Origin of the sequence: Glycomyces sp. NPDC049804, assembly GCF_040674615.1 — a bacterium.
In the GTDB taxonomy this organism is placed as follows: Bacteria; Actinomycetota; Actinomycetes; order Mycobacteriales; family Micromonosporaceae; genus Glycomyces; species Glycomyces niveus.
Map to the genome: position 1 here is coordinate 497,115 of NZ_JBFAMQ010000001.1, position 22,353 is coordinate 519,467.

Sequence of the window (22,353 nt, forward strand, 5' to 3'; positions counted from 1 at the left end):
GGCATCGAAGCGAGGTCGCCGGCGCGGGAAGGGAACGGAGGCGCGGGATGATCGACTACACCGTGGTCGGGCCCGGCGGGGCCGAGGTCCATCGAGGCGACGCCGCTCAGCTGCGCGGCGACGCCGCTCCCGAGGACTCCTTCGTGTGGGTCGAGCTCCACGCCCCCGACCCCGAACTCCTCGCCGCCGCGCTCGAAGCCCTCGGACTCGACCGGTTCAGCGTCGACCCCGCGCACACGACCCACCGCCGCCCCAAGGTCGAGACCGTCGAGGGCGCGATGCTCGTACTCGTGAAGACCGTGTGGTACATCGAGGCGACCCGGCAGGTCGAGACCGGCGACCTCACCTTCTACACCGATGGGCGCTCGCTCGTCACCGTCCGCCGCGGCGTGGTCGATCCCGCTCCCGCCGTTCGCCGCCGCCTCGCCGAGGATCCCGCGTTCCGCGCCGAGGGTCTGGCGGGGGTCGTCCACGCCCTGTTCGACGCGATCGTGCAGCAGTACGACGGCGCGGTCGAAGACCTCGCGGACGACGTGAACGACCTTGAGCGCGCGATCTTCTCCGGCGGGCGCGTCGACCGCAACCAGGAGATCTACTTCCTCATCCGCGAGACCCTGGAATTCCAGAACGCCGTGCAGCCCCTCGTGCCGTTCGCCCGCTCGCTCAAGCAGCGGCGCGGGGGTCTGGATGTCCTGCAGCACCGGGGTTTCGGCACGGTCGCCGCGCATTTGATCCGCGTCGACGCGGCGATCGAGACGTGCATGAGCCTGCTGGGGACGGTGCTCACCGCCCACCAGGGCCAGATCGGCACCTGGCAGAATGAGGACACGAAGAAGATCTCGGCGTGGGCCGCGATCGCCATCGCGCCCACCATCATCGCGGGGATCTACGGGATGAACTTCGACGACATGCCCGAGTTGCACTGGGTGGTCGGGTATCCGATGTCGCTGCTGCTGATGGTGCTCGTGTGCGTCCTGCTGTACCGGGGCTTCAAGCGCAACGGCTGGCTCTAACGCCGTCCTCCAGCGGGGACGGGTGAGGGGCGGTGCCGCCGCGTCCGCTCTCGCCTCGCGAGCGCGGGTGCGGCGGCGCCGCCCCTCTGGCCCTGCCTGCCTTCGCAGACCACTGTAGCGGGGCCGCGCAAAACGAAAGTGTGGAGGCGGTCGTCGCGCTGCGTCGCAATAGAACGCTCCCATTTCAGGCGAACCGAACCATTGAAATTTTTCAATGCAAATCCTTGACTTCGCTCCGTGCTGCCGTAAAAATAAAGATACCTATCAGTTAAGTCTCTTTACTTTTGGGAGGAACATTGAGACGACTGAAAACGAGACGGATGATCGCGGCGATCGGCGCGGCCCTGGCCGTGATGACCGCCGGAGCGATCTACACCGTCGCCAACCCCTTCACTGCCTCCGCCGCGATCGCCTGCTCGCCCGCCTGGTCCGCGTCGAAGGTCTACGTCGGCGGCGACACCGCCAGCCACAACGGCACCGAGTACCGCGCCAAGTGGTGGACCCAGGGCGAGACCCCCGGCACCACCGGCGAATGGGGTGTCTGGGAGTCCAAGGGCGCCTGCGGCGGCGACACGAACCCCACCCAGTCCCAGAGCCCCACGCAGCAGCCCACCGAGGAGCCCACCGGCAACCCCGGCGGCGGCGGCAAGATCAACGCGGCCTACTTCACCGAGTGGGGCGTGTACGGGCGCAACTACCACGTCAAGAACATCGTCACCTCCGGGTCGGCCGAGGACCTCACGACCATCAACTACGCGTTCGGCAACGTCAAGAACGGCCAGTGCACACTGGACGACTCGTACGCGGCGATCGACAAGGCCTACACCGCCGACCAGTCGGTCGACGGCAAGGCCGACACCTGGGATCAGCCCCTGCGCGGCAACTTCAACCAGCTCATCAAGCTCAAGGAGATGTACCCGCACATCAAGGTCGTCTGGTCCTTCGGCGGCTGGACCTACTCCGGCGGCTTCGGCCAGGCGGCGCAGAATCCGGCCGCGTTCGCCGAGTCCTGCTACAACCTGCTGCACGACGCCCGCTGGAACGGCCTGTTCGACGGCATCGACATCGACTGGGAGTACCCGAACGCCTGCGGCCTCACCTGCGACACCTCCGGCACTCAGGCCTTCACCAACCTCATGAAGGCCCTGCGCGCCAAGTTCGGCAGCGAGCTCGTCACGGCCGCGATCACCGCCGACGGCACCTCCGGAGGCAAGATCGATCTCGGCGGCTACGGCACCGCGGCCCAGTACGTCGACTACTACCAGGTGATGACCTACGACTACTTCGGCGCCTGGGACAAGGACGGACCGACCGCCCCCCACTCCGCGCTGAACTCCTTCAGCGGCCAGCCGATCGCGGGCTTCGACAGCGCCACCGCGATCGCCAAGCTCAAGTCGCTCGGCATCCCGTCCTCGAAACTCCTGCTCGGCATCGGCTACTACGGCCGCGGTTGGACCGGCGTCACCCAGTCGGCACCTGGCGGCTCCGCGACCGGCCCGGCGCCAGGTACCTACGAGGCCGGCATCGAGGACTACAAGGTCCTCGTGAGCGAATGCCCCGCAACGGGAACCGTCGGCGGCACCGCTTACGCCTACTGCAACGGCGAATGGTGGAGCTACGACACCCCGGCCACGATCGCGACCAAGACGGCCTGGGCCAACAGCCAGGGCCTCGGCGGCGCGTTCGCCTGGGAGCTGTCCGGCGACACGAGCAACGGCGCCCTCGTCAGCGCCATCGCCAACGGTCTCGACTAGCCACAACCTGCTGACCCGCAGCCGGCCGGCGGGGCCGTAACGGACCCGCCGGCCATGCTCACGCGGCGGCCATGAGCCACAGCGCCGCGATGCTCAACGCCAGGAACCCGATCGGCCCGGCGATGTTGTGGAACACCCGCTCCCGCACATGCAGCGCCAACGCCAGCACGAAGAACACGACGAGGCCGATCCCGGCGGCGATCCCCAAGGGCCGCCACCAGAACCCGGCTGCGAGCCCGACCGCCGCGGCCGCCTTCACGCACCCGAGGGACGGCAGCCACGAGTCCGGGACCCCGACCGCGTGCGAGTTCCGCTTGACCCATTCGGCCTGTATGAAGTTCCCGACTGCCTCGATCGCGTTGGCGGCGATGTTGACGGCGGTGAGGGCGACGAGCGCGATGAACATGGTGTGCGACTTCCGGCGAACGCCCGGCGGCCGTTCCGCCGGATCGCCTCCAGTCTCAGACGTCCCGCGAACCGTGTCCAATACCTGTATAGATAACCTCCGGTTATGGATGTGGACACCAGGCTCCTGCGCTACTTCCAGGCCGTCGCCGAGGAAGGCAGCGTCACGAAGGCCGCGGCGCGTCTCTACATTTCGCAGCCGGCGTTGACCAAGCAGATCCGCCAGCTCGAGGAGCAGCTCGGCGCGGCCCTCTTCGAACGCTCCAAGGCCGGCATGGCCCTCACCGGACCCGGTGCGGCGCTGGCCGAATCGATCGGCCCGGTCCTGGACGCCTGGGACCGTGCCGAACGCGCCGTGCGAGCCGCTGCAGCGACGTCGTCCAAAGTGCTCCGTGTCGGCTTCCTCGCCAGCGCCGCCAACGAGAAGACCCAGGCGATCACGGCCGCCTTCCGCGAGCGCCGTGCAGACTGGCGGGTCGAACTGCGCCAGGCGAGCTGGGGCGCGCCGACCGCGGCCTTGGCCTCCGGCGAGGTCGAGGCGGCGTTCATGCGGCTGCCGTTCCCGGACCAGGACGCGTTCCATCTGCTCGAACTGCTCACCGAGCCCCGCTGCGTGGCGATGGCCGCGAACCATCCGCTGGCGCGACGCGACGCGCTCGTCTTCGCGGATCTCTTGGACGAGCCGTTCATCGCGGCCCCTGCGGCGACGGGGGCCTTCCGGGACCACTGGATCGGCGCGGAGTCCCGCGGCGGCCGCCCGGTCAAGGTCGGCGCGGTGACCGAGCACCCCGACGACTGGCTCACCGCGATCGCCAACGGCGACGGCATCGCCCTCGCCCCCGCCTCGGCCGCCCGCTATTACGCCCGCCCCGACATCGCCTACCGCGACCTCGACGGCGTCGCCCCGAGCACCGTGGCCCTCGCCTGGCCGAAGTCGACGCCCCCGACCCCGGCCTTGGCGGACTTCATCACGGCGGCAAGCGAAATGGCGGACCGGCGCTTACCCCAGTGCGCGCCGGTCCGCCGTGTGCGGGAGTGAAGTTACTTGACGAGCTTCGCGGGGAGCGTCGCCCAGTGCATGAGGTATTCGAGGGGGCCGCGCTTCAGGAATCGCTTCCAGAGGAGGGCGAAGGCGAGCATGGCCACGACGAAGACCGCCCACATGCGCCAGCCGGTCTCGTAGCCGACGCCGTTGGCGGGGTGGTCGATGAGGTACCAGACGGCCGCGATGTGCGCGACGTAAGCGGTGAGGGACATCGAGCCGACCGCGATGAGCGGGGCGAGCCAGAAGCGGAGCTTCGCGAAGCGGCCCAAGAGGAGCACGAGGCCGGCGATGAGCGTGAAGGCGACGCCGATGTTGCCGGCGAGCTCGAAGGGCATGTTGGAGTGCGGGCTCGCGGCGACCAGGCCGGTCCAGTCGAAGCCGGTGCCGGTCATGCCCTCGTCCTTGGGCATGAGGTCGTAGATCGAGGCGTGCTCGGCGTCGAAGGCCTTCCACTGCTCCTCGGTCCAGTTCTTGGTGTCCTGGCCGTCCAGGGCCTTCGACATGGCCTCGTCGAAGGCCTTCCAGCTCGCGTCCATCGCCGAGGTGTCCACCGAGGGCAGGAACTTGCCGATGAGCCACGCGCCGCCGTAGCCGAGCAGGGCCAGCGCCGGGCCGATGATGAGGAGGCGCGCCTGGACGGCGGGCTTCGTCAGGTCGAGCTTGCCGATCGCCATGCCCGCGAACATGTACGCCATCCAAGCGATGCCCGGGTAGGTGCCGAGGACCAGCAGCGAGGTGACGCCTTCGCCGCTCCACATCGCGAGCGGGTCCTTCGCGTCGATCGCCTCCATCCAGGAGGTGTCGGAGGACCACGCCCACTGGATGATCATCGGCCCGCCGATGCCGACGGCGACCGCGAGGATCGCGAGGGTCCGCGCCCGCAGTTTGATGAACGGCAGCGCCAGCAGGAAGAACAGGCCGTAGTACGCCAGGATGACCACGATCGAGGTGCCCATGGCGACCAGCCACGAGCCGAGCGCCAGCAGCAGCACGGAGCGGATGGCGATGCGCACGACCGCCTGCCGCATGGGCCGGCCGGTCTTGGGGCGCGAGCCGCCCGCGATGAGGACGAGGGAGAGCCCGGCGAGGGTCGCGAACAGCGCCGAGGAGCGGCCGTGGGGGATCTCCATGAGGAAGCTCTTCCACGTGCCCGACTCGTTCGCCCACGGGCCCACGTGCGAGTAGTACATGCCGAAGACGGCGAGGGCGCGGGCGGCGTCGAGGCCGATGATGCGGCCGAGTGAAGCGTCGCGGGCGGGCGGCTCCTCGGGTGCGGGGGCGAGTTCACGAGGCCTGAACTCGATGATGTTGTTAGCCATCGACCCAGCGTGCGGCGGGATTCGGGCGGTTCCCATCCGGCGATGCGCGGGACCCGACCCGCTGCCAGGGCGCAACCGATCCGCCGCCCGGCCGGATCGCACCCGCCGATCGGCGGGTCTTTCCCGGACTTCGCGGCCCGAGGGGGGCGGAACGTGGCGCGGACGTGCTACCAATCGTCTCAGACTTGCGAACGAGAGGAGGCCCGGTGATCCGCGTACTGGTCGTCGACGACGAGGCCCTGATCCGCACCGGCTTCCAGCACATCCTGAACGCCGCCGGGGACATCGAGGTGGTCGCCGCGGTCTCGGGCCGCCAGGCGCTCGCCGAGGTCGGGCGGCTCCACCCCGACGTGGTGCTGCTCGACATCCGCATGCCGGACGTGGACGGCCTGACCGTGCTCGAACGCCTCCGGGCCCTCCCCAGCCCGCCGATCGTCGCCATGCTGACCACGTTCGACACGGACGAGTACGTGGCCGCCGCGCTGCGCATGGGCGCGGCCGGGTTCCTCCTCAAGGACACCGACCCCGAGCATCTGGCGCTCCAGGTGCGCACGCTCGCCGCGGACGGCGTGGTCCTCTCTCCGAAGGTCACTTCGACCGTGGTCGACGGCTACCTCGCCGGGCGCACCCCGGAGGGCGGCCCCATCGAGCGCCTGAGCGCCCGCGAGCGCGAGATCCTGGTCCTGCTCGCGGACGGGCTCTCGAACGGGGAGATCGCCGCCAGGCTCTACCTCGGCGTTGGCACGGTCAAGGACCACGTGAGCGCGATCCTCACGAAGCTCGAGGTCTCCGGCCGCGTCCAGGCCGCGCTGGCGGCCGAGCGCGCCGGGCTCCTGCGGGACCGCCGGTGAACCGGCTGCGCCGCTGGTGGCGTCCGTGGATGACGGACACGGCGGTGGTCGCGGTCGCCGCCGCCGACCTCTGGTACTCGTACTGGTGGCCGGTCCTCACCTGGCAGATGATCCTCACCGTGCTCGGCGTCCTCGCGCTGTTCGCCCGGCGGCGCTGGCCGCTCGCCGTGTTCGCGCTGACGCTGCCGAGCGCGTGGCTGATCGGCAACTCCGCGGCCGCGCTCATCGCGCTGTTCACGTTCGCGGCCGTCTCCCACCGCAAATGGCTCGTCGCCACATGCGCGCTCGTGCTCGCGACCTGCATGATCTGGCCGGTCGACACCCAGCTGGGCGACATCGTGATCGACTCCTGGTGGCTCGCGTACATCGCGTACGCGCTGGCGCCCGCCGCCGCGGCCGCGTTCCTCGGCCAGTTCGTGCAGGCCCGCCGGGAGCTCTCCGCGCGCCTGGAGGAGATCACCGAGGCGCGCGAGCACGAGCAGCTGATGGCGACGCAGAAGATCCTCGCCGAGGAGCGCGCCCAGCTCGCCCGCGAGATGCACGACGTGGTGTCGCACCAGGTCAGCCTGATCGCGGTCCGGGCCGGGGCGCTCCAGGTGAGCACCGCGGACGCCGAGGCGAAGGAGGCGGCCGGGACGATCCGCAGACTGAGCGTTCGCACCCTCGACGAGCTGCGGCACATGGTGAACGTGCTGCGCGCGGGCGGCTCCGGCCCCACCGACCTCGCCCCGCAGCCGACCCTCGCGCAGCTGGCGGACCTCGTGGCGGGCAGCGGCATCGAGGCGACCCTCCAGATCGGCCCGCACCCCGAGCTCGGCGCGCCCGCCGAACGCGCGGTCTACCGCACAGTCCAGGAGTCGCTGACGAACGTCCGCAAGCACGCCCCCGGCGCCAGCGCCGAAGTCGCGCTCCGGCACGAGGACGGCCGCGTCACGGTCACGGTCACCTCCACCGCCCCCACGCGGCCCACGGTCCCACTGCCGAGCTCGCGGCACGGCCTTCTCGGCCTCCAGCAGCGCGCCGCGCTCCTGGGCGGCACCCTGACCTGGGGCGCGACCCCTGGCGGCGGCTGGCGGAACACGCTCACGCTCCCGGTGTGACGGTTTCCGCGCGTCCCGGCCCGGGTACCTCCCGCGCATGTCGACGCAGACCATGCACATCAACGGGCACGACCTCAAGCTCTCCAAGGTCGAGAAGGAGCTGTTCCCCGCCGACCACGTGAGCAAGGGCGACCTCGTCGGCCACTACCGGACCGTCGCCGAGGCGATGCTCCCGCACCTGGCCGGCCGGCCGCTGACCCTGCGCCGCTTCCCCGACGGGATCGCCGGTTCCGGGTTCTTCCAGAAGCACGCCGCCGACTACTTCCCCGACTGGGTGCGCACCGAGACCATGAAGGCCAAGGAGGGCACCGTCGACTACGTGGTGTGCGACGACGAGGCGACCCTGGTCTACCTCGCGAACCAGGCCGCCATCGAGTTCCACGTGTGGCTCTCTACAGTGGATAAGCCGGATCATCCGGACCGGCTCGTGATCGACCTCGACCCCGCCGACGGCACTCCGGTGGCGCTCCTGCGGGATGTCGCCCGCCGGTTCCGCGACCTCTACGCCGAGGTCGGCCTCGCGCCGTTCGTGCAGGCCACCGGCGGCCGCGGCTTCCACATCACCGCCCCGCTCGACCGCACCGCCGACTACGACGCCGTGCACGACCTCGCGGTCGGCCTCGCCGAACGCCTCGCCGCCGCCGACCCCGACCACCTCACCACCGCGCAGCGCAAGGCCAAGCGCGGCGACCGCATCTTCCTCGACTGCGGCCGCAACCGCTACGCCCAGACGTTCGTCTGCCCGTACTCGCTGCGCGCCCGCCCCGGCGCGGCCGTCGCCACGCCGCTCGACTGGGCCGAGTTGGGCCGCGCGGCACCCGACGGCCAGGACCCCGCTTCCATGCGCCGCCGCCTCGCCCGCAAGACCGACCCGTGGACGGGCATGGGGGACCACGCGGCCTCCGCCCGCGAGGCGCGCGAGCGCCTCCTCACTCTCGGGGACTAGCTCCTACGAGGGAGGCCGGCCTCGCAGCCGCGATCTAAGATCGAGCGGTCACCCCCTCCTCCCGACCTCGTAGGACCCGCTTTGAAGACTCCCTTGGACACTGAGGCCCCCGCCCGCAGACGGCGCTGGCTGCGCCCGGTCGTCATCGCGCTCAGCGTGCTCCTCGTGCTCGCCCTCGGCGGTCTCGGCGCCGCGGGCTGGTACTTCTCAGGCGAGGTCATCAACGTCACGCACGAGGACGACCCGTACGGGCTCACCGTCGCGGCCGCCGACGGCGCCACCGTGACCCTCCCGCTCACCGATGACACCGAGCGGCCCGGCACGTGGGGCCTGGAATGGGAAGGCGGGCAAGCGGTCCTCGGCGACGTCCTCGCCAGCGACGACGCGACCGTGACGCGTGCCGTCGAAACGGTCCTCGTCGGCGACCTGGCCGCGGGCACGAAGGCCCGCATCGACAAGTGGACCTTCGGCGAGGACCCCAAGACCGGCCTCGGCTTGGACTACGAGGACGTGCAGGTGCCCGCGGACCTCGGCGACATGCCCGCCTGGTTCGTGCCGGGCGCCTCGGACACATGGGTCATCACCGTCCACGGCCGCAACGCCGCCCCCGCCGAGACCCTGCGCGGCATGGGCCTCTACGCCGCCTCCGGCCACCCGGTCCTGGCCGTCACCTACCGCAACGACGAAGACGCCCCCAAGGCCCCCAACGGGATGCACAGCCTCGGCGCGCACGAGAGCGAGGACCTCATCGCCGCGGTCGACTACGCGCTCGCCAACGGCGCGGGGTCGGTGATCCTCCACGGCTGGTCCATGGGCGGCGCGGTCGTCGCCACCGCCTACCGCCACCTGGACGACCCGTCCGTCGTCAAGGGCCTCGTCTTCGACTCGCCCGTCATGGACTGGAACTCGACGCTCGACATGCAGGCCGCCGACCGGAACGTCATCGACCCGATCACCTGGGCCGCCAAGCGGATCGTCGAGTTCCGCGCCGACATCGACTTCGACGACCTCGACCAGCGCAACTTCGCCGCCGACTTCGACCTGCCGGTGCTCCTGTTCGTCGACACCGCCGACAAGACCGTGGACCACACGGCGACGCTCGACTTCGCGTCGATGCTCGACCCCGCGCAGACCACCGTCATGGAGACCGCCTCGGGCCACTGCGCGTCCTGGAACGAGGACCCGGCCGCCTACGCCGCGACCCTCGAGTCCTATCTGGCCGCTCTCTGAGAACACGGAAGATCCGGCGGTTGACCAGTGCCTCCGCCGGATTTCACGCGGGCGGAAATGTCGTACCCCACCGGTAGAGTCGTGGTCAGAGCACGACGAACGGAGTGGATGCATGAACGTCACCCCAAGCCCGCGCAGCGACCAGAGCTACCCCCGCGGTCTCACGAACCGCGACCTCGCCCTGATGGTGCTGGAGGAGGCCGACCGGGCCGACACCGCCGAATCGCACGTCGAGGCGCTCGCGCCCGCCGCCGAGTCCTGGCACCGCCTCGCGTCCGCGCGCGGCACGTTCTCCGCCGCCGACGCGGCGAAGATCCTCTCCCGCGACCCGGCCATCGCCCTCGGCCAGAACCGCCTGTTCAAGGCGCTCGAAGACCTCCGCTGGGCGTACCGGCAGCGGAGCGACCGCGCCTGGCGGGCCCGCCAGTCCGCCGTCGACGCCGGCTGGCTCACCGAGATCCCGCAGTCCCACCACCACCCGCGCACCGGCGAGCTCCTGCTGGACGCCCCGCAGCTGCGCATCACCCTCAAGGGCCTCTCCGAACTGCGCCAGCGCCTCGGCACCTCGGAACCCTTGCCGCTCAAGGCACCCCGCGAGAGCGACCGCGCCCGTCCCGACGACAACCGCCCGTAGCGCGGCACGGGCCGGCCCGGTCGTGCGATCGACCGGGCCGGCCCCTTCCGGCGGGCCGTCTCCGACCCCCTGTCCGCATGACCTTCGGCACCAATCTCCGCAAAATCCCGGGACATTATCGGACAAACGGTCAAATGCGAGAATAATTTCCGCGCGGGGCGGGTGCAATGGGGCGGGAGTGCTGTAGGGTCCAGGGGCCACCTTGGATCACAGCAATGCGAACCAGGGTGGTGAAGCGCCAGCAATGGCGGCAATATCAGACCGCGTGGCGGCGGAGTGCGAACGGACGCGAGTCCCGAGTGCGAAACCGTCGGTCTGAGCTCAACACCAAGGATATTCAGTAATGGCGCAAGGCACCGTTAAGTGGTTCAACTCGGAGAAGGGCTTCGGCTTCATCGCTCCGGAGGGCGACGGCCCGGACATCTTCGTTCACTTCTCCGCGATCACTGGCACCGGCTACAAGTCGCTCGAGGAGAACCAGCGGGTGGAGTTCGACATCGAGCAGGGTCAGAAGGGTCCGCAGGCCGCTAACCTGCGCGCTCTCTAGCCTCCACAGCTCTCAACGGGAAGCCGCTGCCCTTCGCAGAAGGACAGCGGCTTTCATGGTGTCCGGGGTCAGGCGGCGACGGTGATGACGATGTTGCCGCGCGCGCGGTGCGTGAACATGTGCGCGACGGCGGCGGGGGTCTCCTCGAGCGGGTAGGCCCGCTCGACGACCGCCCGGACCGCGCCCGAGGCGAGCAGTTCGCCTATGGCCGTGAGGTTCTCGCGGTTCGTCACCGAGGGGGAGAAGCGGACGTCGGCGCGGCGCGTCATCCCCAGGAGCTTCGCGCCCGCCATGCGGCCGAGCCCGGCGAGCAGGCCCCCGGAGTTGCCGATGCTGTTGGGGATGAGCACCCCGCCGGGCGCGAGCGCGCGGGCGGTGCGCCTCGGCGGGTGGTTGAGGACGTTGTCGAGGATGACGTCGTAGCGTTCGCCACCCCGGGTGAAGTCGTCCTCGGTGTAGTCGATGACATGGCGCGCACCGAGTCCGCGCACCAGCTCGGCATTGGCGCCGCTGCAGACGCCGGCGACCTCGGCGCCGCAGTGCGCGGCGATCTGGACCGCGAAGGTCCCCACGCCGCCGGAAGCGCCGTTCACGAGGACCTTCATTCCCTTTCGGACTTCCACGGTGTCCCGCATGGCGCACAGCGCGGTCACGCCCGACATCACCGCTGCGGCCGCCTCCTCGAACCCCACGCCCTCGGGCATCGGCGCGAGCTGGGTCGCGGGCGCGACGGTGTACTCGGCGAAGGCCCCCGCCGTGGCGAACTCGCTCGTCCACACCGAGCCGAACACCGCGTCGCCGGGCGCGAGGTCCGCGACGTCCGCGCCCACCGCCTCGACGATCCCCGCGAGGTCGCTGCCGCGCACCACGTGCGGCGACTTGCGGAGGCCGCCTTGGAGGCGCAGCACGTACGGGACGCCGGTGACCGCGATCCAGTCGGGGGTGTTGACGCTGCTGGCCCGCACGCCGACGAGCACTTCGCCGGGACCGGGTTCGGGCCGGTCGATCTCCTTGAGCTCGAGCACTTCCCGGGGCGGCCCGTAGCGTGCTTGGACGATGGCTCTCATGCGCTCCTCCACTGGCTTACGTTGTAAGTCACGATAAGCCTTACGTTGTAAGCCTGTCAAGCGCGCACCCCACCCCACCAGTGCAAACACGGCAAAACCGGGCTTAGGTGCGCTCGCGCAACCGCTCCAGGCCGTCCAGGATCAGATCCAGCCCGAACTCGAACTCGGACTGGTAGTCGCACCAGCCCAGCACAGCCCCGCCGTGCGAGGCGTCCGCGATCATCGCCACCAGGTGGGGCACCTGCTCGGCCATCGCCGCCATGGCCTCCTCAGGCGCCTCCATGCCGTCCGGCGCGAACAGCTCCTGCGAGAAGCCCAGCGCCCGGCTCCCCAAGGCGTGCAGCGCCCGATGTCCCAGCTCGTAGCTGAAACCGGCGCGGCGCATCAGCCCGAGCACCCCGTCGAAGTACCGCGCGACCGCCAGACTCGCCCCAGTCCGCGTCTCGAACACCCCCGGCGCCCACGGATGCCGCACCAGCACCTCCCGGGACGCGAGCACCCGCATCCGCATCGCCGACCGCCAGTCGTCCTCGGGCGCGGGCGCATCGAGCCCCGCCACGGCCTCTTCGACCTCGGCCATGACGACCTCGACCAGCCCGTCGAGCACCGCCTCCTTGTTCGCCACATGGTGGTACAGCGACATCGCCTCGACCCCGAGCGACTCCGCGAGGCTCCGCATCGTCAGCGCCGCCAGACCGCGCTCGTCCGCGATGGTCACAGCCGCGCGCAGCACCCGCTCCCGGCTCAACCCGGCCTGCTGCCCCGCCCGCGCCATCGGCCACCCCTTTCCCGGCGAACGTACCGTACAACGTAAGCCTGCGCCGCGGCCAGCGGCTTCGCCGGCGCGGGTGGCATCGCTGTGACACGATGACCCGGCACCGCCGCACACGCCTTCTGGAGCGCCGCATGGAAACCCCGCCCCCGCCGCCCACCCCCGACGAGTCGCTGCCGGACCAGTCGAAGGCTGACCGCCTCGCCGGCTACCGCGCCCTGCGCAAGCACCGGGACGAGGCCCTCGCGGACCGGCTCCTGCCGGTGGTGGCCGAACGCCACGGCCCCGAAGAGGCGGCGAAGCTGCTGGCGGCCTGCTCCGCCCCCGTCATCGCGGCCGGACTGCCCGCCCTCGCCCCGCACGTCGCCTCCTGGGCCGCGTTCGCACGCCACCACACCGAGGTCTTCACCGCCTACGCCTCGGCCGCCCTGGGCGATCGCACGCCCGCGCAACGGGCCGACTGGTGGCACCGCCACCGCTCCGGCCTCAGCGCGGCCCTCGCCGCCGCGCCCCTCGCCTGGCTCGACCTCCTCGAACACCACCCCGCGCCCGCCGCCACCGACCACATCGTCCTCACCGCGATGCCGGCGCTCCTCGCCGCCGACCGCGAACGCGCCTGGAACCACCTCGTCGACCCCCAGCGCGAACGACTCCTCAACGAGGCCATGCGGCGCCCGTCCCTGCTCCGCCGCCTCGCCGCCGAAGCCCCGGCCCGCACCGCCGCGCTGATCCGCCGGAGCGGCAACGCCACCGCGCTCGCCGCCGTACTGCGCAGCACCGCCCCCTCACAGCGGACGACGGTCCTCGAAGCCGTCCGTGCAGCGGGCGCCCACCTCGACGACGAATCCCTCCTCGACCTCCTCCCGCGCGACGCGCGGACCGAGGCCGCGAGGCGGCTCCTCACCGACCGCCGCATCGCCGGCGACCCCGCCCGACGCCTCGCCATCACCGCCAACCTGCCCTTCGACGAGATCCGCGACGACCTCCTCGCCGCCACCCGCCGCTCCGACGCCGACTCGCGCGCCCGCGCCTACGGCGCCCTCGTCCACGCGGCCGCCCTGCGCCGCGACCCGGCCGCCGTCACCGGGCTCTTCGCGCTCCTCGACCGCGCCGCCACGGACCAAGGTTCCATCCACGACCGGATCCTTCTGGGCCTCAAAGCGATCCGCCCGCAGGACTGGACCGAGGAGAGCCTGGCCGCCTTCGAATCGTTCGCCGAGGCGTGCCTGACCTCACCGGCGCGATCCGCAGGCACCGTCGCCAAGATCATCGACATGGTCGGCCGCCTGATCCTCGCCGGATGCAGCGCGCACCGGCCCGAACTCGTCGCGAGCGGTGAACGCCTCCTCGACGGCCTCTCCACCGAAGCCGACCGCTGGTCGCTCATCGCCCTGCTCCACCGGCTCCCGCGCCGGATCGTCCTCGCGCACGCCCGCCGCGTCGCGCCCGTGCTCGACGCCATGGCCGATGTGGACGGGTACCGGACGGCGCTGGCCATCGCGAGCGCGCTCGGCCGCCGCCTCGGCGACGCCCCGGAACTCGAGCCGGTCCTCCACCGCGCGCTGGACTCGAAGACCGCATCGGTCGTCCAAGAGGCCGTGTCGCACCTGGCCGCGATCAGGCCCGGCCGCCGCGAACGCCTCGCCGCGCTCGCCGCCGCCCACCCGAGCCGCCCCGAGCTCTTCCCCGCGCTCGCCGTGCACCGCCCTGACCTGTTGCAGGCCTGGTTCACCGCGATCGGCGAACCCACGCCGGCAGCGCTGCAGCAACTCTGCCGGCGCTGGAGCCCCGCCGTGCTCGCCGCATGGCCGCCCGCCGCGCGGTCCGCGTACCTGGCCCTCCTGCTGCGCATCGCAGGCGACGACCGGCGCCAGGACCACGCCCGGGTCGACGCCGTCCGCGTCCTCGCCCAACTGCCGCACCTGCCGCTCGAAGCGCTCGCGCCCTTCTTGAACGGCGCCAGCGCCCGACTGCGGGCCGTCGCCGTATCGGAGCTGCACCGCGTCAGCCCCGTCGACGACGCCTGGGCGGCACTGACCGCCCACCTCGACTCCACTGACGCCGCCGTGGCCGCCGCCGTCATGGAACGACTCGCCCACGCCTCCCGCCCCGAGGTCATCGCCGCCTCGGCGGCGCGGCTTCTCAACTCGCCCAAGGTCACCGTCCGCAAGCAGGCCGTCCGGGTCCTGGCCCGCTACCGCGTGCCGGGCGCGGCCGGACTCCTCTCGGACCTCTGGTCCGACGCCGACCTGCACCCGAGCGTCCGCGAAGCCGTCGCGGCGGTGGCCGCTGAACGCCTCGCCGAGCCCTGGGCGCAGGCGCTGGTCGCCGACTCGGGCCGCTTCGGCCCCGACGTCGGCGCCGTGGTCCTCGCCCTCACCCCCGAGCAGGTCCCGGTCCCGTTCCGCACCAGCTACATCGACCTGCTCGCCGGGGCGGCCGCAGACGACGACCCGCGCCTCCAAGTCGCCGGCTCGAACGGCCTCGCCCGCTGGGCGGGCTACGCCGCCGAAGCCGCCGACGCCCTGGTGGGCCTCGCCGCCGACCTCGACTCCGGCGACGTCTGGGCCGCGGCCATGAACGCCCTCTGCGCCATCGCCGCCGCCGGCGGCGACCCCGAGCCCCTCCTGCGCACCGCCGACCTCCTCAACGCCCGCGCCGAAGACCAGCCGAACGCAGAAGAGGACCGCGACCTGCCCGTGCGCCAACGACTCGAGCGCATCGTCACCTGCCTTGCGCCCCGGCACGAAGACCGGCCCATCCCCGGGCCCCTGGTCGAAGCGGTCGTCCCGCGGCTGCCCGCCGGACTCGGCACCAGGCTCCTCGCCAACACCATCGACTGGAACGCCGCCCCCGGCACCCTCCGCGCGTTCGCCGACCGCATCCAGGACCCGGTGGAGGCCAAGCTCATCGGCGACGCGATCGACGAGCGGATGCTCTACGACAATGAGCCCGACACACTGCCGTTCACCACTGCCCTGATCGACCTCGACGACCCGCACGCCGCGATCATCGCCGCCTCCATCATCCAGAGCGGCGCCGCCGAAAGCGAGTGGTCCGCCCCGTGGCGCGACCTCCTCCGCCGCCTCCGCGCCCACCCCTCCGCCATGGTCCGCGGCCTCGCTCTCTGCGTCTACACCGCCGACGAGTACATCGGCGCCTCCTGGCACGCCTGACCGATCCGGTCAGTCGTGAAGGAGGTGCTGTTCCAGCAGGCCGTCGCCGAGTCCATACCCATGGCGCCGGTACAGAGGATCGCTGCGTTCCGAGGGCCAGACGATCAACGCGCACAGCGGTGCGGTCCTGGCGTGGTCGTTGACCGCCTCCAGCAGCCTGGCGCCCACCCCGCGGCCCCGATGCTCTTGGACCACGAAGAAATTGGTGACGTAACCGATCGGCGCGTCGGTGCCGGTGGGGGAGGGCATCCGCTCCACGACCGACACGAAGACATGCCCGACGACGCGCCCGGCCGCCTCGGCGACCCAAGCCCTCCAACCGCCCCCCAGTCGAGCCCGCAGCCATGCCTCGCAGTCGGCGACGAACGCCTCCCGCTCGCCGGCTCCGGGCGCGGCCGCCTCCTCTTCGAGCTTGAACTCCCACCGCAGCCGAGCCAGCTCGGCCGCATCAGCACTGGTGGCCGACCGAATCAGCGGCGCGCTCTCCGTCATCGTCCGAACGTAGCAAGCGGGCGGCCGCCCAGGCCACCGAGATCGCGCAAGAGCGGTTTGACCGCAGTGTGTTTGAATGGCGCACATGAAGGTCGTCCCCCTAAGTGAGGGAAGCGCCATCGCCGAGGCCGCAATGGCGATTCCGTACCCCGATGACGCCGGAGCGTTCATGGCCGGGCACCTCACAGGGCAGCTCGTCACCCGCACGCGCATCCTTCGCCACTGGAGCGATTTGAGCATCGCGGTCGTGGACGACGACGGCGAGTGCCACGCGCGCGGCCTGATGGTCCCGCTCGACGCGACCGTCGCAGGACGCGACCCGTTCCCCGACGGCGGCTGGGAGCAGGTGTTGATCTGGGCGATCGACGACCTCCTCGAACAACGCCAACCCGATACGTTGTGCGCGTTGGAGATCGCCGTACACCCCGACGCCGCCCGGCAGGGCGTGTCGGGCCTGGCGCTGGCGGGCATGCGCACGCTCGCGCGCGACCGCGGTTTCGACCGGTTCATCGCGCCGCTGCGGCCGCCCTTGAAAGCGAACGACCCTTGGACGGACATGGCCGACTACGCGGGCAGACTCCGCGATGACGGACTCCCGCAAGATCCTTGGCTGCGAACCCATGTCAAGGCCGGAGGGCGCCTCCGCGGCATCGCCCGCCGATCGACGACGGTGACCGCCGGCCTCGACCGCTGGCGCAGCTAGACGGGACTGCCTCTCGACAAGGACGGACTCGTGGCGATCCCCGGCGGTTTGGCACCGCTCCTCGTTGCGACCTCGCTCGACCTCGGCAGCTATGTCGAGGCCAACGTCTGGGTCGACCACAGCGCGGTCTGACAGAGCCGTCTGCCGATCCGGCGTCTTGAGCCGGAAGCCGGCGCGGCACACGGGCTTGGCCCGGACTGGTGATGGCGCCTGGTGCACGGCCGGCACGAATGCAACCGATCGGGGTGCCGGCGGCGTCCTGACCGCATCCCCTCCGAGAGGTCAGGACCGCCATGTTCCGGAAGCGAATCGCCGCCGTCCTCGTCCTGCCGCTGGCCGCGGCCGGGTGCTCGTGGTTCGAGCCCGAAGAGGAGGACCTCGACTTCGCCGAGTACGAGCAGCAGCTCACCGAGACCTACAACGAGAGCGTGCGGCTCTCGGCCGAACTCGAAGCCGCCGAGGACCGCATCGTCAAGGCCTGCCTGGAGAAGCAGGGGTTCACCGTCCACGACCCGTGGGAGTTCCGCTCCGAGGCGCAGGCCGAGCGGGAGACCTTCCTGGACGCTCCGCCCTACGTCTGGTTCCTGCCGACCGTAGAGGACGCCCAGCGGCGCGGGTTCTGGCAATGGACGAGGCTCGCGACCCCGCAGGCGGCCGAGGACGGCGACGCGCTCTACGCCGAATGGGAGGCGTTCCAGGCCGAGATCGGCTGGGAGAGCATCGAGTTCGGCGAGGAGGAGCAAGAGCACGTCGAGTTCTTCTCCCTCCCCGATGAGGAGCAGTTCGCCTGGTACGTCGCGTACGGCGGCCAAGCCTGGGCCGAGTGGCTGCACGCCGACCTCATCGGGGGCGACCAAGCGGACGGCTCGCCCGGCGGCGAAGACGAAGGCGTCGTCATTCCCGTGGGCGGCTGCCGGCTCGAGATGATCGCGGCTGTCTACGGGGAGCTGGAGGAAGGCGAGGACGAGTACTCGGTGCGGCCCGGTCAACCCGACGGGGACTGGACCCGCATGAAGGAGCGGTACGCCGAGGAGACCGAGGACGCCGAGGTCGCGTTCCTCGACTGCCTCGTCGACCGGGGCCAGGACGGCTGGGAGTTCTACGAGGGGGAGATCCTCGTGCACTCGTACCTCGTCGAGGCCGGCGAGGGCGAGTACGCGCACTACGAGTACCCCGACGCCGGCGTGCGCTGGCCCGACCCGCCCGCCGACGTCCCCGACGCCGACGACGTCGACGGCTGGATCGAGTTCGAACGTGACCTGGCGACCGACTTCGCCGAATGCGGCGACGAGTCCGGTTACCGGGAGGCCGCAGCCCACGGCTGGGAACAGGCGCAGCTGCGCTACTACCTCGATATCGAGGGCGCGGTCTACGCGTGGCAGGACGAGATGCGCGACCTCATCGCCAAGGCCCAGGACGCCATCGGGGCCTAGGCTCCGGCGGCCCCGCGGCGAATCCGACTCGCGACAGGCAGGGGCGCCGAACCGGCGGTTCGGCGCCCCTGCCCGTTCATGCAAGCGCTAGCGGATGCTCCAGCTCTGGTTGGGGCCGCCGCTGCAGGTCCAGAGGATGAGCGGGGTGCCGTTGAGGACGCCGCCGCCGAAGGCGTCCAGGCATAGTCCGTTGTGGACGTTGATGATGGCGCCGTCGGCGTCGACGTTCCAGCGCTGGTCGTCGCCGCCCGTGCAGTCGCCGATCACCGCCTTGGCGCCCTCGGCCGCAACGGATTCCGTCGTCTCGAGGCACTTGCCGTTCACGCGCAGCTCGCCCTCGGCGGTGTGGGTGAACGCCTGCTTGGTGCTGCCGTTGCACTTCCACAGCACCGCTTGCGTTCCGTTCGCCGTCCCCGACCGGGGGAGGTGCACGCAGCGGTTCGAGCCCTCGCCCGCGATCTCGCCGGTGGCCTGATCGGTCGACGCGATGCCGAAGAATCGCAGGGTCTCCAAGGGCTGGTAGGGGAGGCCGTGGTCGACGCCTTCCATGCTGATCGCCTCGACCGGGGCTTGGCCGCCGGTGCCGCCGTAGCGGGTCCGGGTCCAATTGGGCTCCGGGTGGTCGGTGAACTCCGCGACCTGGTCGGTGCCGTGGACGTCGGTCCACTGCTCGATCTGCTCCCCGAAGTTCGGGTAGAGGAGCGCCTGGTCCTCGGTGCCGTGCCAGGTCTGCATGCGCGGCCACGGCCCGTCGTAGCCGGGGTTGGCGCTGCGGACGGCGTCGCCCCATGCCGCGGGGGTGCGGTCGATCGTGCCGCTCGAGCAGTCCGAGTTCCACTCGGAGCCGTTGTCGGTCGCGAAGCAGGTGAACGGCACGCCGGCGTAGGCAGATCCGGCCTTGAACACCTCCGGGTAGACCCCGAGGAGGACGTTGGTCATCATCGCGCCCGAGGAGATGCCGGTGGCGAAGACCCGGTCGGGGTCGCCACCGTAATTGGCGACGGCGTAGTCCACCATCGACTTGATGCTCACCGAGTCGCCCCCGGTGCCCGTCAGCGAGGCCTGCGAAGCGACGTCGAAGCATTTGCTGGCGCGGGTGACCGAGGGGTAGACGACGATGTAGCCGTACTGTTCCGCCAGTTCGTCCCATTGCAGCCAGTCGTAGAGGTTCTGCGCCGAGCCGGTGCACCAGTGGTTCGCGACCACGATCGGCGGGTTCGCCGCGACGTTGTCGGGCACGTACGCGTACATCTGGAGGTTGCCGGGGTTCTCCCCGAACTCGGTGATCTGGGTCAGCTGCGCGGCGTGGGCCGCTCTGGGGGCCAAGAAGACCGCCAGAGCGGACGCCAGCGCGAGCGCGATCGTGAAGACCGCCGCCGTGCCGCGGCGCCATCGGAGTACTGCGGACAAGGGATTTCCTTTCGGGAAAGGGCCGAGGGGGTGTCGGCGCGGGCCGCGCCGGATCGGCGGCGGGCCGCCCCTCGGCGCGAGGAGCGGCCCGCTCGCTCAGGCGATGTCGCCGTACACGATGCCGCGGGCCGAGAGGTAGACGCGGCCGTAGATCTCGGGGTCGCCGGTGATGACGTTGCCGGCGAAGCCCCACTGGTGGGCGTCGTCGTTGATGCGCTGCCAGGTGGAGCCGCCGTCGATCGAGCGGAAGAAGCCCTCTTGGCCGCCGATGGTGGCCGTGATGTAGATCGCCGGGTAGCCCTTCCGCGTGGCGGCCTTGCCGAAGCCGACGCCGAGCGCGAGGTCGATCCCGGCGATGCGGGTCCAGGTGGTGCCGCCGTCCTTGGAGTGCCACAGGCCCTTCGGGACCTCGGCCTTGTCGCTGCGGCCGGTGAGCCAGACGTGGCCCTGCTTGCCGGGCGCGACGCGGAAGTCGTCGACGCCGTCGGCGGGCAGGCCGGTCGCGCCCGTGTCGGCGAAGGTCTTGCCGCCGTCGGTGCTGCGGAAGAACTTGCCTCCGGAGTAGGCGTAGAGGACCGAGCCGTTGACGCGGTCGGAGCGGACCCGCGCCCGGGCGGGGAGGCCCTGGACCTGGTTCCAGGTCTTGCCGAGGTCGGTGCTGTAGACCGGGGTGATGGTGCTGCTGTTGGGGGACCACACGATCACCTTGGCGTCGGCGGTGATCGCGACGATGCCGCCGGCGCCGTCCGGGGCGCCTTCGAGCCGGGTGGTGTCCTGCCAGGTCTGCCCCTTGTCGGTGGAGAAGGTGACATGCCCGGAGCCGTTGTGCGCGTCGCCGCTGCCGACGACGATGTTCCGGTTCGATGCGGCATAGTCGAGGCTGAAGCCGCTCCAGTCCTTGCGGAACATCGGCACGGCCTGGTCGAGGTCGGTGTGGACGAACCCGTTGACGTCGCCCTTGGCCGAGACGAGGGCCCCGCCGAGCGCGGCGAGGTCGCGGACCGCGGTCATCTCGATGCCTTCGGCGCGGACGCCGACGGTGAACTTCTCGATCGGGAGCGCGACGCGCTCGCCTGCCTCGTTCTCGCCGATGAGCTCGCCCTGGGCGTCCCACTTGGTCAGTTCCTCGGTGCCCCAGACGGTCGCGCCGGTGCCCCACATGATGCGGTCGGAGTTGTGCGGGTCGATCGCGAACGCCTCGATCATCCACCCGTGCTTGACCGCGTACGAGGCCCCGTTGTCGGTGCTGAGCCAGGTGAGCCACGGGGAGCCGGTGCTGTCCATGTCGAACCGGTCGGTGCGCTCGTTCTCGCTGACGAGGTCCCAGCTGAGCGACCAGGTGGCGCCGGAGTCCTTGGAGCGGAACAGGATCTCGTCGGGACCCCAGTTGTTGCAAGTGGACGCCATCAGGGTGCCGGGGTTCTGGCGGTCGACCGTGAGCCCGCCGAAGCCGGGGATCGGGCGGCCGGGGTTGTAGGGCGGGGTGACGTCGGTCCATTCGCCGGTCTGGGTCGACAGGCGCATGAGCTTGCCGCCGCGGCCGGAGGCGGGCCCGCCGTTGTAGGGGCCGGGGTCGTGGCTGGTGATGACGTACAGGTACCCGTTGGTGTTGTCCACAGCGGACTGCTTGGGAATGGTGCGGTTGCCGTCGGCGTCGCCGAGCGCGGCGGCCGCGCCGGGGACGGGCTGCCAGGTCGCGCCGCCGTCTTCGGAGACGTAGAGGGGGTCGGCCGGGTCGGCCACGCCCACGTAGATCTTGCCGCCGATCTGGTCGAAGTCGATCCAGGGGATGCCCACGTTGTCGGAGAGGTATTCGTTGTCGGGGTTGACGACGAAGTTGCCGGGGTTGGGGAAGGACTCGACCTTCGCCCAGGTGCGGCCGTAGTCCTTCGAGCGCCACAGGCCGTTCCCGCTGGGAGTGCCGAGGTACAGCTCGCTGTTGTCGGCCGGGTTGACCACGAGGCGTTCGCCCATGCCGCGGCCGGGCATGTTGCCGCCCTGCTTGAACGGCAGCTCCGCGATGCCCCAGGTCTCGCCCCTGTCGTCGGAGTAGAGGATCGCGCCGTTGTTGCCGTCCCAGGAGATGGTGTAGGCGCCGACGGCGGCGTAGACGCGGTCGGTCTCGACCGGGTCGGAGGCCATGGAGACCACGTACTGGTAGCCCCACTTGGCGCGGGGCGCCCAGTCGGTCAGCGCCTTCCAGGTCCGCGTCTCCTCCTGCCAGCGGTAGGCGCCGCCGACGTCGGTGCGGGCGTAGATGAGGTTCGGCTCGGTCTCGTTGAAGATGATGCCCGGGACGAAGCCGCCGCAGTTGACGCGGACGTGCTTCCAGGTGTAGGCATCGGGGCACTGCTGGCCGGGTTTGGCGAAGGCCGTGCCGGGCAGGGTGCCGGCCACGACCGCGGCTGCTCCGAGGGAGGCTGCGAAGGTGCGTCGTCGCACGAATTCTCCTTTGT

The 22,353-nt window shown here is 71.0% G+C and carries 19 protein-coding genes; 12 read left to right on the forward strand and 7 right to left on the reverse strand.

Translation table 11 applies throughout. The features are described 5' to 3' along the window. Together AB0K52_RS02295 and AB0K52_RS02300 are read left to right on the forward strand one after the other, a co-directional pair. The coding region (locus AB0K52_RS02295) for a CorA family divalent cation transporter (protein WP_363524917.1) at positions 1 to 1,013 on the forward strand (1,013 nt) is incomplete at its 5' end. Positions 1,014 to 1,366: 353 nt separating this feature from the next. Continuing rightward, complete coding sequence (locus tag AB0K52_RS02300) at positions 1,367 to 2,767, forward strand: glycosyl hydrolase family 18 protein (RefSeq protein WP_363525069.1); 1,401 nt, start codon at positions 1,367 to 1,369, stop codon at positions 2,765 to 2,767. Between the two features lie 58 nt (positions 2,768 to 2,825). Here the strand turns inward: AB0K52_RS02300 and AB0K52_RS02305 are convergent, their stop codons facing one another. Beyond that, positions 2,826 to 3,173 carry a DoxX family protein gene (locus AB0K52_RS02305; RefSeq protein ID WP_363524920.1) on the reverse strand — a complete coding sequence of 116 codons (348 nt, stop codon included), beginning with the start codon at positions 3,171 to 3,173 and terminating at the stop codon, positions 2,826 to 2,828. A 105-nt stretch (positions 3,174 to 3,278) separates the two neighbouring features. Between AB0K52_RS02305 and AB0K52_RS02310 the strand changes: the two genes are divergently transcribed. Further along, a complete protein-coding gene (locus tag AB0K52_RS02310; protein ID WP_363524923.1) occupies positions 3,279 to 4,211 on the forward strand; it encodes a LysR family transcriptional regulator in 933 nt (310 codons plus the stop codon). A gap of 2 nt (positions 4,212 to 4,213) precedes the next feature. Here the strand turns inward: AB0K52_RS02310 and AB0K52_RS02315 are convergent, their stop codons facing one another. Continuing rightward, a complete protein-coding gene (locus AB0K52_RS02315) occupies positions 4,214 to 5,536 on the reverse strand; it encodes a DUF418 domain-containing protein (RefSeq protein WP_363524925.1) in 1,323 nt (440 codons plus the stop codon). Positions 5,537 to 5,742: 206 nt separating this feature from the next. Here AB0K52_RS02315 and AB0K52_RS02320 point away from each other — a divergent pair, with 206 nt between their 5' ends. The 6 genes from AB0K52_RS02320 to AB0K52_RS02345 all read left to right on the forward strand — a co-directional run bounded on the left by AB0K52_RS02320 (position 5,743) and on the right by AB0K52_RS02345 (position 10,844). Further along, entirely contained in the window at positions 5,743 to 6,387 is a 645-nt protein-coding gene (locus tag AB0K52_RS02320) for a response regulator transcription factor (RefSeq protein ID WP_363524928.1), read from the forward strand. A gap of 29 nt (positions 6,388 to 6,416) precedes the next feature. Continuing rightward, complete coding sequence (locus AB0K52_RS02325; RefSeq protein WP_363524931.1) at positions 6,417 to 7,487, forward strand: histidine kinase; 1,071 nt, start codon at positions 6,417 to 6,419, stop codon at positions 7,485 to 7,487. Positions 7,488 to 7,524: 37 nt separating this feature from the next. Continuing rightward, positions 7,525 to 8,433 carry a non-homologous end-joining DNA ligase gene (ligD, locus tag AB0K52_RS02330; protein WP_363524933.1) on the forward strand — a complete coding sequence of 303 codons (909 nt, stop codon included), beginning with the start codon at positions 7,525 to 7,527 and terminating at the stop codon, positions 8,431 to 8,433. 81 nt (positions 8,434 to 8,514) lie between these two features. Then, positions 8,515 to 9,663: an alpha/beta fold hydrolase gene (locus AB0K52_RS02335; protein ID WP_363524936.1), complete on the forward strand. Its 1,149-nt coding sequence runs from the start codon at positions 8,515 to 8,517 to the stop codon at positions 9,661 to 9,663. Between the two features lie 112 nt (positions 9,664 to 9,775). Beyond that, positions 9,776 to 10,297, forward strand: coding sequence for a phage antirepressor KilAC domain-containing protein (locus AB0K52_RS02340; protein WP_363524938.1), 522 nt, complete (start codon positions 9,776 to 9,778; stop codon positions 10,295 to 10,297). 343 nt (positions 10,298 to 10,640) lie between these two features. Then, positions 10,641 to 10,844 carry a cold-shock protein gene (locus AB0K52_RS02345; RefSeq protein ID WP_208495170.1) on the forward strand — a complete coding sequence of 68 codons (204 nt, stop codon included), beginning with the start codon at positions 10,641 to 10,643 and terminating at the stop codon, positions 10,842 to 10,844. Between the two features lie 68 nt (positions 10,845 to 10,912). Here AB0K52_RS02345 and AB0K52_RS02350 read toward each other — a convergent pair whose 3' ends face one another. Both AB0K52_RS02350 and AB0K52_RS02355 read right to left on the reverse strand, forming a co-directional pair. Continuing rightward, positions 10,913 to 11,911 (reverse strand): NAD(P)-dependent alcohol dehydrogenase, encoded by a 999-nt coding sequence (locus tag AB0K52_RS02350; RefSeq protein WP_363524941.1) that lies wholly within the window; start codon positions 11,909 to 11,911, stop codon positions 10,913 to 10,915. 103 nt (positions 11,912 to 12,014) lie between these two features. After that, positions 12,015 to 12,686, reverse strand: a complete 672-nt coding sequence (locus AB0K52_RS02355) for a TetR/AcrR family transcriptional regulator C-terminal domain-containing protein (RefSeq protein ID WP_363524944.1) — start codon at positions 12,684 to 12,686, stop codon at positions 12,015 to 12,017. A 131-nt stretch (positions 12,687 to 12,817) separates the two neighbouring features. Here AB0K52_RS02355 and AB0K52_RS02360 point away from each other — a divergent pair, with 131 nt between their 5' ends. Next, entirely contained in the window at positions 12,818 to 15,859 is a 3,042-nt protein-coding gene (locus tag AB0K52_RS02360) for a hypothetical protein (protein WP_363524947.1), read from the forward strand. A 9-nt stretch (positions 15,860 to 15,868) separates the two neighbouring features. Here the strand turns inward: AB0K52_RS02360 and AB0K52_RS02365 are convergent, their stop codons facing one another. After that, on the reverse strand, positions 15,869 to 16,351 hold the full coding sequence (locus tag AB0K52_RS02365; RefSeq protein WP_363524950.1) for a GNAT family N-acetyltransferase: 483 nt from the start codon (positions 16,349 to 16,351) through the stop codon (positions 15,869 to 15,871). Positions 16,352 to 16,436: 85 nt separating this feature from the next. Here AB0K52_RS02365 and AB0K52_RS02370 point away from each other — a divergent pair, with 85 nt between their 5' ends. Further along, complete coding sequence (locus AB0K52_RS02370) at positions 16,437 to 17,054, forward strand: hypothetical protein (RefSeq protein ID WP_363524953.1); 618 nt, start codon at positions 16,437 to 16,439, stop codon at positions 17,052 to 17,054. A gap of 293 nt (positions 17,055 to 17,347) precedes the next feature. Next, complete coding sequence (locus AB0K52_RS02375) at positions 17,348 to 18,487, forward strand: hypothetical protein (RefSeq protein ID WP_363524956.1); 1,140 nt, start codon at positions 17,348 to 17,350, stop codon at positions 18,485 to 18,487. An 87-nt stretch (positions 18,488 to 18,574) separates the two neighbouring features. Here AB0K52_RS02375 and AB0K52_RS02380 read toward each other — a convergent pair whose 3' ends face one another. Further along, complete coding sequence (locus AB0K52_RS02380; RefSeq protein WP_363524959.1) at positions 18,575 to 19,897, reverse strand: PHB depolymerase family esterase; 1,323 nt, start codon at positions 19,895 to 19,897, stop codon at positions 18,575 to 18,577. A gap of 96 nt (positions 19,898 to 19,993) precedes the next feature. Beyond that, positions 19,994 to 22,339, reverse strand: a complete 2,346-nt coding sequence (locus AB0K52_RS02385) for a xyloglucanase (RefSeq protein ID WP_363524961.1) — start codon at positions 22,337 to 22,339, stop codon at positions 19,994 to 19,996. Positions 22,340 to 22,353: the final 14 nt, after the last annotated feature.

Coding starts and splice junctions, on each gene's coding strand:
- AB0K52_RS02300 (WP_363525069.1), top strand. CDS start 1,367: ATGACCGCCGGAGCGATCTACACCGTCGCCAACCCCTTCACTGCCTCC.
- AB0K52_RS02305 (WP_363524920.1), bottom strand. CDS start 3,173: ATGTTCATCGCGCTCGTCGCCCTCACCGCCGTCAACATCGCCGCCAAC.
- AB0K52_RS02310 (WP_363524923.1), top strand. CDS start 3,279: ATGGATGTGGACACCAGGCTCCTGCGCTACTTCCAGGCCGTCGCCGAG.
- AB0K52_RS02315 (WP_363524925.1), bottom strand. CDS start 5,536: ATGGCTAACAACATCATCGAGTTCAGGCCTCGTGAACTCGCCCCCGCA.
- AB0K52_RS02325 (WP_363524931.1), top strand. CDS start 6,417: ATGACGGACACGGCGGTGGTCGCGGTCGCCGCCGCCGACCTCTGGTAC.
- ligD (WP_363524933.1), top strand. CDS start 7,525: ATGTCGACGCAGACCATGCACATCAACGGGCACGACCTCAAGCTCTCC.
- AB0K52_RS02340 (WP_363524938.1), top strand. CDS start 9,776: ATGAACGTCACCCCAAGCCCGCGCAGCGACCAGAGCTACCCCCGCGGT.
- AB0K52_RS02345 (WP_208495170.1), top strand. CDS start 10,641: ATGGCGCAAGGCACCGTTAAGTGGTTCAACTCGGAGAAGGGCTTCGGC.
- AB0K52_RS02350 (WP_363524941.1), bottom strand. CDS start 11,911: ATGAGAGCCATCGTCCAAGCACGCTACGGGCCGCCCCGGGAAGTGCTC.
- AB0K52_RS02355 (WP_363524944.1), bottom strand. CDS start 12,686: ATGGCGCGGGCGGGGCAGCAGGCCGGGTTGAGCCGGGAGCGGGTGCTG.
- AB0K52_RS02360 (WP_363524947.1), top strand. CDS start 12,818: ATGGAAACCCCGCCCCCGCCGCCCACCCCCGACGAGTCGCTGCCGGAC.
- AB0K52_RS02365 (WP_363524950.1), bottom strand. CDS start 16,351: ATGACGGAGAGCGCGCCGCTGATTCGGTCGGCCACCAGTGCTGATGCG.
- AB0K52_RS02370 (WP_363524953.1), top strand. CDS start 16,437: ATGAAGGTCGTCCCCCTAAGTGAGGGAAGCGCCATCGCCGAGGCCGCA.
- AB0K52_RS02375 (WP_363524956.1), top strand. CDS start 17,348: ATGTTCCGGAAGCGAATCGCCGCCGTCCTCGTCCTGCCGCTGGCCGCG.